Below are 15,868 nucleotides of genomic sequence, written 5' to 3'. Positions count from 1 at the left end.
CTGAATTAGCAACAAACTAAATTATTAATACTATCATTCCTCCTAATGTAATAAGCATTTAAATTTGTAGAAAAATCACCTCAAACATCAAAGTGTTTTCTTATATCTATAATATTCACACGTTATTTCATGGGATTCAATTGATTTTTTTCTAATTTTTTACTTTCTCAATACATAATAATATTTATTATTATGAAAATTCTAATTTTAAGAACTGTACATTTTTATATCATTGAAACGACATAATAGTTGTTATATCTACATTTAGTAAGAATTTCATCCCATAATAAAGTAAAAATTACACTCATCATTATCCAATAAATTACACATAACGATTATTCAAATGAATATTTAATTATAACTAAAACGGATGAATTTCATATTTTTTACTTTTTATTAAAATTAATGGAAAAAAATCTATCTGAATTATAAAAAACAATTTGAAATATATTCAAATTGTTGACATAACAGATACATTTATTAACACTTGTTTATCTTGTAATAATTCACAAATACATATACTCGCTCTTACTACCCACAAATCATAATGACGCATTACATCAAAAAATCGCAACTCTCCACATTTAATGGACGTTGCGATTTTTATGTACAAATAATTTTTATATATTTTGCGTTAACCTAATCATATCCATACATTGAATACCATTTTCATATATTTCTTCATTATAATTGCGTAAGAAAAAGTCCTTATCCACACTGGTTATTCTAAAACCACATTTTTGATAAAGGCCTAATTGCATTAAACTAGAATTCCCCGTGCCTATTTCTATAGTTTTATATTCTTCTTTTTTAGCATAGTCTATAGCAAATCTAAGTAAATATTTCCCATATCCTTTTCCTTGCTCTTTTTCGGAAACTGCTATATTTATAATCTCAATTGTTTCAGTTCGGGTAGGAATTAAAATCATAATACCCACAGTAACAGCACCTTTTTTTAAAACAAAACAATCCCCCTTTTTAAGATACCCATTAACTACTTCTGTTGAGGGATCAGCTAGTAATAATAACTCCATTTCTTCCATGTTAATACTTGTACCTTTTTCTATACTAATTCCATCCCAATTATTTAATTCCATTTCTAACATCCTCCCAATTAATATTTTCAATTAATATCTTAAATGAATTCCTTCTTATAAGACAATATCAACAACAATATTAATATTTAGTAATAGACAGAGTGTTGAGAAATCCTCTTGGGTTTCCAACACTCTGTCATCTTTTCGAATTTTATAGAATAAATATCATAAAATATGATAGAAACTATAAATTTACCAATTAATCCACATAATAGGTATATACGTTATTTTATTTCTGTTTTTTCATTTCTTCTTGCTATGTAGCACCAAAACCACCTGATGGCGTATACTCATGGACAGCTTGCCAATCTTTGAACTCAAATTTTCGTATTAAAAACCTCTCTTTTTTACAAACTTTTACATTTATTCCCTCCCCTCAAAAAATCGTAACTTTATTTCAAATCCACATTTAACCCTTAAAACAAAAAGAACTTGTAGGAATCTCTACAAGTTCTTTTTAGTTTCAGATGAATATACGAGACAAACAAACTATCTTACAGATTCATCATAGAAATTACAGGGGTAATGCTTTGACAAATATATTATATAACAAATATTAACAGCCATAAATTTTAATTTTGAAAATTACGTGTATTAAGAACGAAATTAGCTTTTTTCTTAAATATTATTAATTTCGTTTACTACTAACTTCTTTTTCCTTAAATAAACTGCTCGATCCGATTTTTTTGCAACTTCTTGTGAATGCGTAACTACAATTACACATTTATCCTCTTGATGAGCGAGCTCCTGAAACAACTCAATAATTTCATTTGCTGTTTCTCCATCAAGGTTTCCTGTTGGTTCATCAGCAATCAATAAATCGACATTGCAAGATAGTGCTCGAGCAATTGCTACACGTTGTTGTTGTCCACCACTTAGTTGCAAGACATTTCGTTTCGCTTCTACTTCTGTGAGTCCTACCTTCTCTAATAATTCTAATGCTCTTGCTTTTTTATTTTGTACCTTCACACCTGTAATTTCCATTGCCGTTAGTACATTCTGAAGAGCGGTCATATAGGTAATCAAATTATACGATTGGAAAATTACAGATACATTTTGATTACGGTATCGATCCAAACCAATTTTTCGAATATCCTTGCCATTATATAGTACATAACCGTTTTTAGGTATGTCCAGCCCACAACCTAAGCTAAGAGTTGTGGTTTTTCCAGATCCAGAGGGCCCTAAAATCGTGTAAAAATGCCCTTTTTGAAAAGAAAAATTAACATTATCTAGTATCGTTACTTTTTTCCCATTACTTTCATAATAATAATCTAAGTTTTTAAATTGTAAAATCGTCTCCATATCGAGCCTCCTTATTCATCTTTTAAAAGAATTTGTTTTGGATTTAAGCGTAGAATAGATAATGCTGGAAGAAGCGTTGCTAATATAGCAATAGCTAGTCCAATTCCCCCCATTTTCCCTACATCCTCTCCCGTTACACTTACATCAATTTTATCAATTGGCTCCTTTTTTTGGTCTTGTAGACTACCACCAGGTCCAGCCACCATTACAGTACTATTTTGTGAGGTGTCTGTTTCTTCACTTGCTGTAGCAATTTCACCCGAAAGTAAGTTATCCCCTACGAATTGAGAAACTTTAGCTCCTGTTGTTAGGGATAATCCAAACGCTAAAATAGCAATACATACTACTTCTACTACGAACTGCGCCATCAGTTTCCATTTTTTCTCTCCAATGGACAATAAAATCCCCATTTCCTTACGACGTGCTTTAATCGATAACATAATAATTAATCCTAAGATAATCGCACCTGCAATAGATACCATATAGATGATCATTTGAGACGTAGAAGCGATATTTTCGATAGGACCAATCATTTGCTTGTACAATGAATCTTGTACATCTAACTTAAAATAATTAAAATCAATATCAGATTTTTTTGCTTCTTGTTTAAATGCATCAATGTATTGTGGATCGTTCAATAAGTACACAACTTGAATACTACTACTCATACCTTCATCTGTTTCTAATTTTTTTAAAGTAGAGTAAGGCATATATAGTTTATTAGCTGGATTCATCATAGGAGGGGGGTTTTGACCCATTGGTTGCTCATTCGTTTCGTAAATACCGATAATTTCAACTTCAAGAGTTTCCTTCTTATCCCCTGATTGAACTTTAACTTTATCTCCTACTTTCAAATTGTTTTGTTCCGCTAATCGTTTTTCCATTAAAGCTACATTCTGATCTTGCATCTGTTCTGTAATTGGTTTTCCATCAACGATTTTACTTTTTCCATTTTTAAAACTTTCTTGTAATAAAGTCTTGCGAACTCCTTCTATCATAAGAGAAGAATTCATATCTATTTCTGAACCTGAACCTGATCCTCCCACCATTGCAACGTTACCTTTTCCTTTTCCTTCTCCTTCTGAAGCTCCTACTAATTTAAACCCATCCGCAATTCCGAAATTATTGGTTATATAATTATAGTCTTTTACATGCTTGGACTTCGCTAATTGGTCTGCTTCTTTTGTGTTGAGCTTCGGCGGCTTAGGCATCTCGCCAGTTTCCCTAGCTTGTTGACCTAATTTGTCAAAATCAAGACCTAAAGTAACATCTGCACCTAGTTTTTTTCTTGCTGCATCAGCAGCTTTTTTTGATGCATTTTGGATTGTGAATCCTGCCAGCACTAAATTTGTAACAATCAGGAAGACTGCCATCAAAATTAATGATGTTCCTATTCTTTTTTTCATACTGAGCATTGCACGTTTTATAAAATTCATTTTTCCTAACCTCCTTGATAGCTGTTATTCTATATACGCTATCTAGAGTTTGTATGGAGTTACTCAGTAGTTTATCTAGAGATATAAGGAGTTTATGTGTAGTGATTCTTTGACCTAGGCAAGAAAAACTGGAACACAAATTAGAATACGCAATCGACTTTGAATATTGGTAGAGAGCCAGTCCATTAATGTGGAGTGAGGACGAATGGAATGATCGTACATATAAAACTAGTAAAATAGAAAAAACCACCGAAAGGTGGCTGTTAAGCGGTACGTGTTTGTTCCATTAATTTCACGGTTTTTGTTAGTTTTTCACCATTTCGATAAACGGTTACTTTAATTGTATCCCCCAATTTTTTCTTTTCATATAAATATTTACGGAATTGAACGACATTTTCTATTTTTTGTTCATCCAATGCAATCACAACATCATACTGTTGTAAGCCGCCCTTTTCTGCTGGTGATTGATTTGAGATATTCCCCAACATGGCACCATTTGATATCTCTTTTGGTAATTTTAATTGATTACGTGCAGAATCTGTCATTTTCTCTACATCTAATAACTGTGCACCCATCATTGGACGTTTAACTGTTCCCTCTTTTTCAAGAGACCCTAGGATTGTTTTGGCTATATGAATCGGGATTGCAAATCCACCTTCCATTGTTTCAACAAATCCTTTTTACGTCGCATCAAATTTGTACCCCTCAGATTGAAATCAAAATCCAATAATTGTATTATATACATTTATATATAATTTTCAATAAAAAGAGAGCACCCTCGCTATTGGATGCTCTCAACGTGAATAGGGGTTAATCCTGAGCATTGAATAGGACACGAAGAACTCGTCCTATTACATAATATGCTTGTCCGTAATATAACGTGCAATAAAAAAAGCACCCTCGCCCAGGCACCAAAAGATACATATACATTGAGGTAACTAAAACGCTAGAAAAGACCCTTCCATATCATTGTATGATTCTCAATTATCTTTATACCTAGCAAACTCATTAAATACGTTTAATATATAATTTCTATTGATTTAACCATACATAATTCCATCCAATTCATGGTTAATATTCTAAATAGACCAACGATGTATTATAATTTTTTATATACCCAAGGAGGTTTATCATGCTCAACTTTCATAAAACACTACCCATCTTAGGATTCTTTTTGTTTTTATACGGTTTCATCAGTTTCATCGTTTTATTACTATTCCTTAGCGTGTAGTAACAATGCGTGTGAATATATGTTTAATGTGTAATGTGTAATTTCTATATAACAAAAAAAGCACCCATTTTGGATGCTTAATGTATACTAATATTAATATTGAATAGCTTTATTGATAGGCTTTCTAGAACAATAAATATACTAGCTGAAACCAATCTATATCCGATATTCTTTCCTGTAACGTTAATAGTAATCTCCGCTAAATGGGTTTGCACATCATCTTTTTCAAAAATTTTATCTTCAACCTTTTCAACTATTGCTACATTATCCACTTCTTTAAAAGTTTTAAGCAATTTTGTTTCTAATAAAGTAAAATCAAAATTTTCATCTTTAACTACCTCAAATGTTATCTTCATTTTTATTTCTCCATTTTTAACTAGTTAATATATTAAAATCAATATAATTATATATATTTGTATTAAATAATTCAAAAGTTATGTTTTATTAAATTCCCCATAGTTCACATATCTAATAGAGCGAAATTATTAAAAACAAATGGAAAAGTTCCTCTTCCAAGGTCAAGATTACTCTCAACCCTCTCTAAGCCACCGCATCATATAATTTTCTATCTATCTTAGCTATTCGCTTTACGTTTGGTGGTTGAGAGAAGACTAAGAATCTTCTCATTTATCCTCCATAGGTTCGTTCAATACTTCAGTTGTCCCATCGCCTTTGCTAACCGATTATGGTTACACAACGTGATAATTCATAAATATTTAAATCCTTATATAAAGTTGCAAAAATAATTGATTAAGTGTTAAATGTAAAAAGACAATAAAGCTATTAAATTTTTAAAACCTAAAACAAGCATAACCCCGTTCTAATTTTAGGACGGGGTTAAAATATAGTTGTTTAATTTTCGATATAAGATACTTAACTGTACTCAAAAATATAACAATAAAGTCGTTTAAAAATCTAAGGTTTCTTCAAAAATAGCGCCCAATTGTTGAAGAAGATTCATTCTATCCCCTTAAGTCCCCAATATTTTTAGGGAAAATAATTATTTCGTCTATATAATTAAATAAACGATTGAACTTTGTGATAATTCAACCTAAAATTCTATTCTATATTTTTTTTAGCTGCGTAATCACCATAAAAGTAATTGTCCCTTAACTCATCGTATTTAGGAGTAGCAATTATAGTGTACTTACCATTTTCATCGACTTCAAACAAAGTTACATTACTATATTCCGAACCTACATTGTGTTCTGGATTTGAATCCTCTACTAACATATCTAATCCCAAAAGCTCCATAATTATTTATCCTCCACTTTCTCTAACGTATTTTCAAAGTTTTTCATAGAGCTAATTGAAAACTTGTTATCTTTATTTACTAAATTTAAGTCATATGTGTATGTGTACTCTAAGCTGCTATCGTTGTCTTTTAATTTTGCATCAACTAAGACTTTATAACCTTTATCTTCATAAATACGAAGGTTTTCTAATTTGCTAAATGTCATAATGCCTTTAAGTCCGTTTGATATATTACTTTTTTCAAAGTAATAAGCAATTTCTTCTGGTGTTCCTTCTGTGTAGACTTTAAATACAGATTGAAAAAATTGTTCTACTTTTTTCACTTCTGCATCGTCATTAATTTCTCGTCCTTCTGGTTTGAATGTAGCTACTTTGTATAGAGCCTTTGCTTTCTCTCCATGGACGATAGTAGGGTTATTAGGAACTACCATTTTGCCTTTCTCCATTAAAATAGGAATAGAAAAGTACCTTGTAACCTCTTTAGGTTCTTTTGATGTAACTGGGGCTTGAGTCGTTCCAGGAGCTGGATTATTTACAGTTTCTAGCTTCTGAATGCTTTTCAATGTAACTTCTGCTTCATTTCCTTTTTGACGGACTTCTACTGCTTCCGACTTAACTAAAGTACTAGAAGCATTTTTTTAAGTATCTCTATTTAATCCTCCTTGCTCATCGAATCCTTCAACTAAATATTTTTCTAATCGTTTTTTCCGCGCTTCAGCTACATTCATATCAACCTTCCAGTTAAAATAATCAGCGGCAAAACTATTAGCATATGCAATTAATTCTGCTTCTGACATTTTAATTTTTACGGGTCCTCCTTCTTTTCTTGAACAGCTACTGCTCTAGGAGGACCGGCAAGTTGGATAAATGAAAGGGAGCTTCCTGCAAACACGAATCCCATCACACACCAAAATGTAACCTTACCTACTTTTTTCCCTGTAATAGCTGGAACTTTCTCCCTTGTTTTACGTTTCTTTTTTTCTTTAAGCGCTTCTGAATTTTCTTGTTGCATATCTAATATTTCAGTTTTTTTATTCTTTGCTTTTTTAAAAAATGTGAATTTCTTTTTTTCGGAGTTTTTCTGGGATTTCTTTTTTACCATGTCTTCCCCTCTCTTATTAAATGGTTAGGAAATTACAAATTTTATTATAATTTCCATTAATCAACTATCTACTTTAAGTATGATTTACTTTTTTCGGAAATCTAAGAGAATATAAAAAAAATTTATATTTTATATCAAAGTTTTTTAGGAATGATTAATACTAAATAAAATGTTTATTACAGTACATAAAAGAACCAATTCCATTAAGAAATGAAATTGGTTTTACACAGGACCTATTCTCTATAGTAAGCATTAAACAATATTAAAACCTAATATAATATATATCTTTAATATATATAAAGAAAAAAGATAATACTTTTATACAGAGGGAAAATAGTGTTAAAACAGTGCTGTGCTAAGGGTTCATAATTACTCTAGCCGCAAAAAATCATAAAAAGTAAATACTGGGAACGTACTTAATGAGCTGGATGATGATTAAAAACTACAAAATATCGTAAAGTAGGTATATAAAATCTACATATAATCATCGTTAATTTGATTCGAGTGAATGAATAAATAATAAATGCAAATTTCGCTGACTTACGAACAAACTTTCCACATTTCTTAAAAACTATGACCAATTTATTAACAAATTGGTCATAGTTAGGAACAGAATCAACTTTTTAAACATAACTAACAGAATTTTTTCTGATTTTAAGTAGATTTAGAGATAGAACATGATAAGAACAGTACTTAAAGCTTTCTATTATACACATCAGGACAAAATTATTAAGATATCAACAGAATAATAAAAAATATTTATGCTTTTTTGTAGATGAAATGGCATAAAAAAATAAAAATTCAGATTCTTCAACTCGAAAATTGTGAATATCTCATTTTGTTTCACGTGCAATGTATGTAATTGCATAAAAAATAGAGAGTCGTAATCATTAAGATTGAAAACTTTCTCTCTGTTTTGTTTGAAGTAATGCATTCCACATGTTATCTCCAATACGAATAGCCCTCCACTTTTGTTTTTTCAAAAATAGAGAGCTTTATCTTTACATTGCTGGAAGCAGCTGATCGACCGTATGCGGTACTTCACTAGTTGAACGGTAATATGCTTCTAAGGACTGTAGAAACTGAATTAAATCAAAGTCTTCAGCGACCTCAATTACACGAATCTTTTCCTTCGGCAATTTATCAATTTTTTCAATGAACAGTTCACGAATATCGCTAGGGATTTGATTTCCTTTATGCCCACTAGATTTTAATAGTTCGCGAATTTCAATTTCTAATGCTGTATATGCGTTAATATTTACTCCTTGCTCATAAGCATATTTCCTAAATAGTGATTCCTCTTGATACTGCATGTAATTACGGTGATAAGCATCTATGGTTACAGGTACAGCATATTTCGCATGAAGCAGGTCATGCGCTTTCCGGAATAGCTTTTGAACATTGCGTAAAGAGTATATAGCAAAATGAGTACCAAATTTAAAAATGGCCTCTTCTTGTTCATGCTTTGGTACATTGTGTGTAATTAAAGGATAAATACCAGTTTTAGCGGCTGTGTCTAATACACGATATTGAGAAGATTGCTTTAATAATTTACTTAGTGTATAAACAAGCTTTTTCGGATATCCTTCTTGTCGATCAATCATTTCTCGTAATCCACGAACTACTTGGCGAATTTGACGATGACAAGAGTGTTTTAAAACGTTAATGAATTGGTTCATATCCTTTGCAAATTCAGCAATATTCATTTCAACTAACAAGTTCTCAATGAATTTAACTTTACGCTTATATGTATCTCGTGGTGTAAATGGATCACGGTATTCTGCTCCTTCTTCTTTCGCGCATAAGAAATCAGGATGTACAGATAAATGCAATGTTGTGTATTGCTTTTTATTCCTCTTCCCTTTTTCTAACTTGCAAATTTTAAATAAAGGAGATCCAGTAGCAGAAAGTTTTGTTTCTAATTCCTCAAGTACAGCACGAATCTGATGTGGGTATTTCTTATGTAAGTAACGATACATACCACCAAAGTGTGTTGAGTTTCCTTGTTCATCAACTTTGAATAAAGAACGTTTCAGGGTAGTTTCGCGTTTCTGCTGCATTGCTACATCCATGAATAGTTTCTTAGCTGCAATGGATAACTCAAAGAATTCTTTGGTAAATACTATCGGGCTAATAAATGTATATGCATTTGCTTTATTCGTTTCCTTATTCATGAAATCAGTTAAGATGATTTTATATTTACCACTGTACTCATTTTCGATTGTAATGATGTTATGGAAACTTAACTTCTTCAAAGCCACATAAAATTGTGAGTGGTGAATATGTGCAAATGCTTCTTTATAATTTTTATAATCTTCCCAAAGCATGTGGATCGATACATGCGAAAGCTCACCATATGTATTACATTTTTTATAAAGAAATAGAAATACTTCTAAATCAGCATTTGTAATACCATATAGCTTATGTTTTCTGCCCTCATTTTTATCAAATACACTTACTTTATCTAAAACTTTTTTCATTTTCAGTGAAAAAGATGGCTTTGCTTGTTCAACAAACCCCTCTTCATCTGCAATTCGTTCTTCATAGGACATTGACTTCACAATGTCTTCTAAATAAGTATCTTTAAAACTGTAATACTTACCTTCCAAAGCTTCTACTAACTTTTGCCATGATTTAATTGTTACAATTACCGGTGTTGTTGTTTCACCATTCAAACTACGTTTGTTCTTTATAACGAAAGGTTTTTCCATCTTTTTCACCTCCTTTTATTTTAAGTTGCAGTTTTCCCCACAATTAGGTATAGAATTACATTTTTGATTATATCAAATCGAATGCTGGTGAAATCTGTCCCTTTAAGAGGAAAAACAAAAAAATGAAACGTGCCTCAATCCCTTGTGCGACAAGGGGTTTGACGTTTCATGAAAAAAAGTTTGTTGCCACCATAGGTCTATGAAGTTTAGTAAATATGAAACGTAGTATAAATTGTAGTAAATCTTTATTAAGCATTGATTTAATAGGGTTTTTCGCTGATTTCGTTTTAAAGTTGTAGCCATCATATAGCTATAACGTTTCATGTTTTGGTTGAATAATAATATTTTGTAAATACCACATAAACGTTGTTATATAGGGATATAGATTTGCTTTTATTTGAAAAGTTGTAGCCATCATACCGCTATAAACGTTTCATTTTATTTCATATTTCCTGCCGTCATATAGCTATAGCGTTTCATGTTTTCAAAACAACTTAACTTATATAAAAAACCGCTGTAACCCTTGGTATATAAGGGTTTTCATGAGTTTTTATGATGATAGTTGTGGCCATCATATAGCTATAACGTTTCATAAATTACTAAATTGTTGCCACAATAGAGCTATGTCTAATTAAAGATAAGGAATTGCAGCCACAATAAGGCTGCATGATTTCAAGTAAAGAGTTATAGCCATGATAAGGCTGTATGATTTCAAGTAAGGAGTTATAGCCATGATAAGGCTGTATGATTTCAAGTAAGAAGCAGCTGGTTATAAAGGGTGTAACCTAATGTAGTAAGTTATCTAAGCTGTAGGAAGAAAATCAGTGTAAATAGTTAATTTACTTTTAAAAATTGAAACTGTATTGTAAAGTAGTAATTTTACAAATAGAAACAGTTTTATATAATAAAGACAAGCACAGAAGAAATTAAATGAGTCCATAATTAGATTGTATAAGAAAGCTGATACTTGTAAGGACTATTCTGATAATATTTTAACTTCAAGGCTATGTAGCCATCATATAGCTATGACGTTTCACATTTTTAAGATGCAAATTATGTTTGTAATTAACATTGTTAGGAGGTATTTAAATATGGAAAAAGTATTAGTATTGTTCAGTGATGCCCTCCTACTTGCTGCTCCAATTTATGAAGAAAATAAGCAGTTATGGGGCAAATGGAATAAATATTATAAAGAAGTACAAGAGAATCACGATAAATTAGTAACATCTGCTAATATGTCCCCTTCCTTTTCAACGCTTGTTTCTTGGTTAGGTCAGAAACAAGAGCAAGGAGTATCGGTATTGAACATTTATGCCAATCTGGATAAATATAAAATTGAGATTCAAAATGTACTAGATAAGATCATTGAACAAGAATTCGGAGGAAAAGTTGAAGCAGTTGAGCCAACTCAAATTTCAATTTTTGAAGATAGTCAGGTAAAAGAACATATAGCAGATATATCGGATGATTACTATCCTGTAACTAATGACGCAATGTACTATCAATTACGTGATGGAATAGCAAAAAATCATTTTGAGGAAGATGAAGCAGTAGCAAAACCGGTATTGCCATTAGAAACGAAAAATTCAAGTGGAGTTGCACAACTATCCTCACATAAGGATGAGGATTTGAGACTAGTTAACACAAACGAAGCAGAGAGATGGTCCATATTGGTCGATGGAGTAATTAGTAATATGGATGACCTTACAGCAGATTGTTTGGATACCATTACAATCCAGTGGCTAAATCAAGCTAAATCACCAGATGAATTCATAGATTTTAGTTATGAAAACGTATTGGAATTGTGCAATATGCCAAAAGCATCCGCAAATGGTGTAGAGTATTATCGCGCAGAAGATAAGATAAAAATAGCACAACGTATTGCAGCTTTAGCTAGTATCTTTATTTATTTGAATGATGATAATGAAGTTGTAGTATTGAACGATCAAGCAGAAACTGGGAAACAATTCGAAATGAAACGTGAAGTAATCAAAAGGCTGTTCGTACTTGATTCTGTAGTGTTATGGAGAGATAAGAATACTAATGAATACATGGGAATAGAATCCTGTAAGATTAAGCCAGGTAGTTTCTTATCAGGTTATTTGTATGGATCTAATAGTACAACTGCTTTATTGTCGAAAAAAGCATTAGAGTATAATAGCTATAGACACAAGTTTCATAAACGTTTAATACGTTATTTATCTTGGCAGTGGCGAATTCGTCAACAATACAGTACTTTAAAAAGGCCATACTCCATTGGTGGAGAAAAAGGTCTACTATCTGTAATAGGTATTAAAACAACGAAGGGTCGCCCAACTCGAATCCGAGAACAACTGGAAAATGTTTTAATTGACTTAGAAAAAGAAAATGTCATTTCACATTGGGCATATGCAGAAGAATTGGATGAAACAAAGATAGGCGAACGTAATTGGTTTAAGAATTACTATGAAAAGTTGGGAATCATTATCTTACCTCCAAAAGAACTGATGAATAATATAGATAGTATGGTGAAGAAAAAAACAATAGATATGCAAGAGAAGCAGGAAGAACCTTATACTGCAGATACAGTAAAACAAACTACTATAGGATCAGAGGATATGATTCGGGAAAAAATTATGCATCAGCATATGCATCAAAATAAAACAATGCGTGAGATAGCAGATGAAATAGGTTTATCCCCTGCTACGCTATCAAGATTTTGTAATAAAAAAATGAAACGCATTTCAAAAAGTGTTAATGAAAAACTTAACAAGTGGTATGAAAGACAAATGATTATAGAATCTATGTGAAAAGAAGCAGATACCTTTAAGAGGTACCTGCTTCTTTTTTAGAGAGTGTAATGTTGCCGAATGTGTCAATTCAAGTTTCCGTAAGATAACGAAAAAGCGCTTTCCCGATCGGAAACGCCTTAATAAAAGTTCTGTTTTTACGTGTAAAAGAAATCCAAAACAAATGGAATGTCGGTCATATCCGCAAGTGGTCAATGGTGTTGAATCAACTTATAGATAACGATAAATTCGCCAAAACGTATTGAAAAAATACAGTATTTACCTATCGTAATTTAAATGCTTCGTTTGTTCGATAAGATAATTTGATATATCTGTGTTGGTGCCATTTCGCAAGAGGAATTCCACTAAATCTTGCTTTTGAAGAACAGGATTAATAACGGCTCCATCTAGCTGACTTAGAATCTCAACGATGCCATGATGTGAAAAACTCTTGATTGCTTTAAAAAGTTCTGCATCACGTTTCTTTCGTTCGGCGGATTCTTCAGGATACCCAGTATTGAACGGTTCTTCAAATAATTTCTCAAGCGTGAAGCGAAGATTTAATTCGCCCGCCCAACCGAAGTTCAATCCAAGTGGCAGTGATGCACAGTTTCCGTTATTTATCCTACCGAATAGGAACGCATCTGTTGGAGTTGGCAGATAACCGCTAATGACATTCGGAAGTGTATTACAGGCAATCGACATACCAACACCGCTACTACATCCAGTGACGACAAAATCAACTGCACCTGAATTTAGAAGTAGACCAACAGCTAAGGACACTTGGATATAGCTTAACTCGGATTCTTCAACTGTAACACCAAAATTGAGCACTTCATATCCATGCCTCGCCACAGCCCTTTTTGTCTCTTCAAAAATCAGTTCATTTTTGCTAATTTGGGTACTTGCTTGTATCACCGCTATCTTCATTCTTCCACGACCTTTCGATTTAATTATCACACAAACCGAAAGTCAAAAGAAGATAAAAAAGACAGAAGCGATCTTGCCTTAATATTTGCGATTCTATGTGTTCGTTTCAAAAACTTACACAGATTTCTTGACAATCCCAATATTTTATTTATAACTATTTCTATAAGTAGTTTTTAGTCTACGTTACATTTTCTCTAATATTTCTTGTCTTTCACACCATTTTGTTAACTTTTCTAATGCTTTTTTAGACAAGCGTTTTGTTTTATAATTACAAAATCTAGACAGCGTAGATGGCGAAATACTAACTTCATCTGCTATTTCACGAATACTTACATTTTTTTCATTATGCACTTTCAGTATTTGATCCCGGATTTTCTTCTCTCTTTGTTCGACTGGTTCCACAGTCTCCCTAACCTCTTCAACAACTGTTACTACAGGTAATTGATCTTGTGGTTCCTCTATAAATTTCTTTCCTATTCCACTATCCATTGACTGTAGCATTTCCTCAGGCGGTAAAATAGTTATACCTAAGTTAGAGTAATAATTTTTAAACCAGTTACGTTTCCCAACTTGTTGTTCATCAAGCGGGTCACTATACTCCCAATGAGAAATTACCTTCTCATTTTCTAAATCCATTAAAACATTCTCTAGCTGTTCTCTAATTCGATTTGGCTTCCAATCTTTTGGAATATCCATTACTGATAGTAAACCCTTGTCCCCTCCTATAGAATATGGCTTTTTCAATGATGAATACATTTGTCTAATTCTCCATTGCCATGTTAAATATCGAATTAACCTTTTATGATATTTATGTCTATAACTATTGTATTCAAGTGCTTTTTTTGACAATAATGCTGTTGTATTATTTGATCCGTATAAATAATTCGTTAAAAAACTACCTGGCTTAATACGACAAGATTCAATCCCCATATATTCGTTTGTAACACTATGTCTCCACAATACAACCGAATCTAAAACAAATAACCTTTTAATAACCTCACGCTTTAATTCTACTCGTTCTCCTTCGTCATCACGATCGTTTAGTACTACGACCTCATTATCATCATTTAAATAGATAAAAATACTTGCTAAAGCCGCAATCCTCTTCGCTATTTTAATTTTATCTTCCGCTCGATAATATTCTTTATTTTTAACGACTGTCTTTGGAATATTGCACATCTCTAAAACTTGCTCGTATGAAAAATCAATGAATTCATCTGGAGATTTCGCCTCATTTATCCACTGTATTGTAATTGCATCTAAACAGTCTGCCGTCAAATCATCCATATTACTCATTACATCATCAACAAGGGTATTCCATCGAGCTGATTCTTCATTGTTTGTAAGTCTTAAATCCTCGTCTTTGTGTGAAGAAAGTTGAGCTACACCATTAGAAGACTTCGTTTCAATGGGATACTGTAGGACTTTACTTTTTTCATCTTCTTCAAATTGATTCTTTGCAATTCCATCTCTTAGTTTATAATAAACAGCAGAATTATTTACTTCGTAATAATCCTCATGGTTCACTATATTTGTCTTATCTATATTTTGATCATTTTCTAATATTATGGAATTTGAATGCGCTACATTCTGAAATTCTTTTTCTATATACTCTTCAATTTCCTTATATATTTCTTCCTTATAAGAATCAATCTTCGCATAAATTTGTACTAATGTAATTCCGGATTCTTGCTTTTTCTCTAACCAAGATACTAATGCAGTAAATGATGGAGAAGCATAGTGTGAGGTTAGTACTTTGTTATTATTATTTTCAACATCTTTAAAGTACGCATTCCACTTGTTCCATAATAGCTCGTTCGTTTTATAAATTGGCTCAGAGATTAGCAATGCATCTCGGAACATTTGTAATAAGTTATCCACTTTATATTCCTCCCTAAACCATGGATCACAACAAAGTAGTTTTCATCATAAAAATCTTTACTACTATTATATTTAATTTATTGTAACAGATATTTACAAGATTTTGCGGTTTCTTCTCCTTAATTCCTTAACTTGCAACATGTTTGCTCTTTC

Annotated in this window: 8 protein-coding genes and 5 pseudogenes; 2 read left to right on the top strand and 11 right to left on the bottom strand. The window is 31.9% G+C overall.

The features are described 5' to 3' along the window. Positions 1-620 precede the first annotated feature (620 nt). The 9 genes and pseudogenes from JFT89_RS10210 to JFT89_RS10175 form a co-directional block, all read right to left on the bottom strand. A complete protein-coding gene (locus JFT89_RS10210; RefSeq protein WP_016096899.1) occupies positions 621-1,097 on the bottom strand; it encodes a GNAT family N-acetyltransferase in 477 nt (158 codons plus the stop codon). 283 nt (positions 1,098-1,380) lie between these two features. Next, a pseudogene (locus JFT89_RS30635) lies at positions 1,381-1,464 on the bottom strand (GNAT family N-acetyltransferase); the annotation flags it as partial. 251 nt (positions 1,465-1,715) lie between these two features. Continuing rightward, positions 1,716-2,402 (bottom strand): ABC transporter ATP-binding protein, encoded by a 687-nt coding sequence (locus JFT89_RS10205; RefSeq protein ID WP_016096900.1) that lies wholly within the window; start codon positions 2,400-2,402, stop codon positions 1,716-1,718. Positions 2,403-2,413: 11 nt separating this feature from the next. Then, complete coding sequence (locus JFT89_RS10200) at positions 2,414-3,838, bottom strand: ABC transporter permease (protein WP_201039897.1); 1,425 nt, start codon at positions 3,836-3,838, stop codon at positions 2,414-2,416. A gap of 263 nt (positions 3,839-4,101) precedes the next feature. After that, positions 4,102-4,506, bottom strand: a pseudogene (locus JFT89_RS10195) (S1C family serine protease); the annotation flags it as partial. 640 nt (positions 4,507-5,146) lie between these two features. Beyond that, positions 5,147-5,425: a hypothetical protein gene (locus JFT89_RS10190; RefSeq protein WP_016096904.1), complete on the bottom strand. Its 279-nt coding sequence runs from the start codon at positions 5,423-5,425 to the stop codon at positions 5,147-5,149. A gap of 703 nt (positions 5,426-6,128) precedes the next feature. After that, a pseudogene (locus tag JFT89_RS10185) lies at positions 6,129-6,317 on the bottom strand (hypothetical protein); the annotation flags it as partial. 8 nt (positions 6,318-6,325) lie between these two features. After that, positions 6,326-7,425 (bottom strand): annotated as a pseudogene (locus JFT89_RS10180) (conjugal transfer protein). 1,001 nt (positions 7,426-8,426) lie between these two features. Further along, the gene (locus JFT89_RS10175) at positions 8,427-10,136 is read right to left on the bottom strand and encodes a hypothetical protein (protein ID WP_016096908.1); all 1,710 of its coding nucleotides are present in this window, start codon (positions 10,134-10,136) and stop codon (positions 8,427-8,429) included. A 1,091-nt stretch (positions 10,137-11,227) separates the two neighbouring features. Here JFT89_RS10175 and JFT89_RS10170 point away from each other — a divergent pair. Then, complete coding sequence (locus JFT89_RS10170) at positions 11,228-12,925, top strand: helix-turn-helix domain-containing protein (protein ID WP_002068878.1); 1,698 nt, start codon at positions 11,228-11,230, stop codon at positions 12,923-12,925. A gap of 64 nt (positions 12,926-12,989) precedes the next feature. Beyond that, positions 12,990-13,170: pseudogene (locus JFT89_RS30895) on the top strand (IS256 family transposase); the annotation flags it as partial. Between the two features lie 13 nt (positions 13,171-13,183). Here the strand turns inward: JFT89_RS30895 and JFT89_RS10165 are convergent. Next, positions 13,184-13,834 carry an RpiB/LacA/LacB family sugar-phosphate isomerase gene (locus JFT89_RS10165; protein ID WP_201039896.1) on the bottom strand — a complete coding sequence of 217 codons (651 nt, stop codon included), beginning with the start codon at positions 13,832-13,834 and terminating at the stop codon, positions 13,184-13,186. Positions 13,835-14,017: 183 nt separating this feature from the next. Then, positions 14,018-15,715: a helix-turn-helix domain-containing protein gene (locus tag JFT89_RS10160; protein WP_002068881.1), complete on the bottom strand. Its 1,698-nt coding sequence runs from the start codon at positions 15,713-15,715 to the stop codon at positions 14,018-14,020. Between the last annotated feature and the right edge of the window lie 153 nt (positions 15,716-15,868).

Origin of the sequence: Bacillus sp. TH25 (assembly GCF_016650935.1) — a bacterium.
Lineage (GTDB): Bacteria > Bacillota > Bacilli > Bacillales > Bacillaceae_G > Bacillus_A > Bacillus_A mycoides.
Note: the sequence above shows the minus strand (reverse complement) of the source record. Positions and strands in the feature narration are given on the sequence as shown.

Bases quoted from the DNA above. Each gene is read 5' to 3' on its own strand.
- JFT89_RS10205 (WP_016096900.1), bottom strand. From the start codon at position 2,402: ATGGAGACGATTTTACAATTTAAAAACTTAGATTATTATTATGAAAGT.
- JFT89_RS10175 (WP_016096908.1), bottom strand. From the start codon at position 10,136: ATGGAAAAACCTTTCGTTATAAAGAACAAACGTAGTTTGAATGGTGAA.
- JFT89_RS10165 (WP_201039896.1), bottom strand. From the start codon at position 13,834: ATGAAGATAGCGGTGATACAAGCAAGTACCCAAATTAGCAAAAATGAA.
- JFT89_RS10170 (WP_002068878.1), top strand. From the start codon at position 11,228: ATGGAAAAAGTATTAGTATTGTTCAGTGATGCCCTCCTACTTGCTGCT.
- JFT89_RS10210 (WP_016096899.1), bottom strand. From the start codon at position 1,097: ATGGAATTAAATAATTGGGATGGAATTAGTATAGAAAAAGGTACAAGT.
- JFT89_RS10200 (WP_201039897.1), bottom strand. From the start codon at position 3,838: ATGAATTTTATAAAACGTGCAATGCTCAGTATGAAAAAAAGAATAGGA.
- JFT89_RS10190 (WP_016096904.1), bottom strand. From the start codon at position 5,425: ATGAAGATAACATTTGAGGTAGTTAAAGATGAAAATTTTGATTTTACT.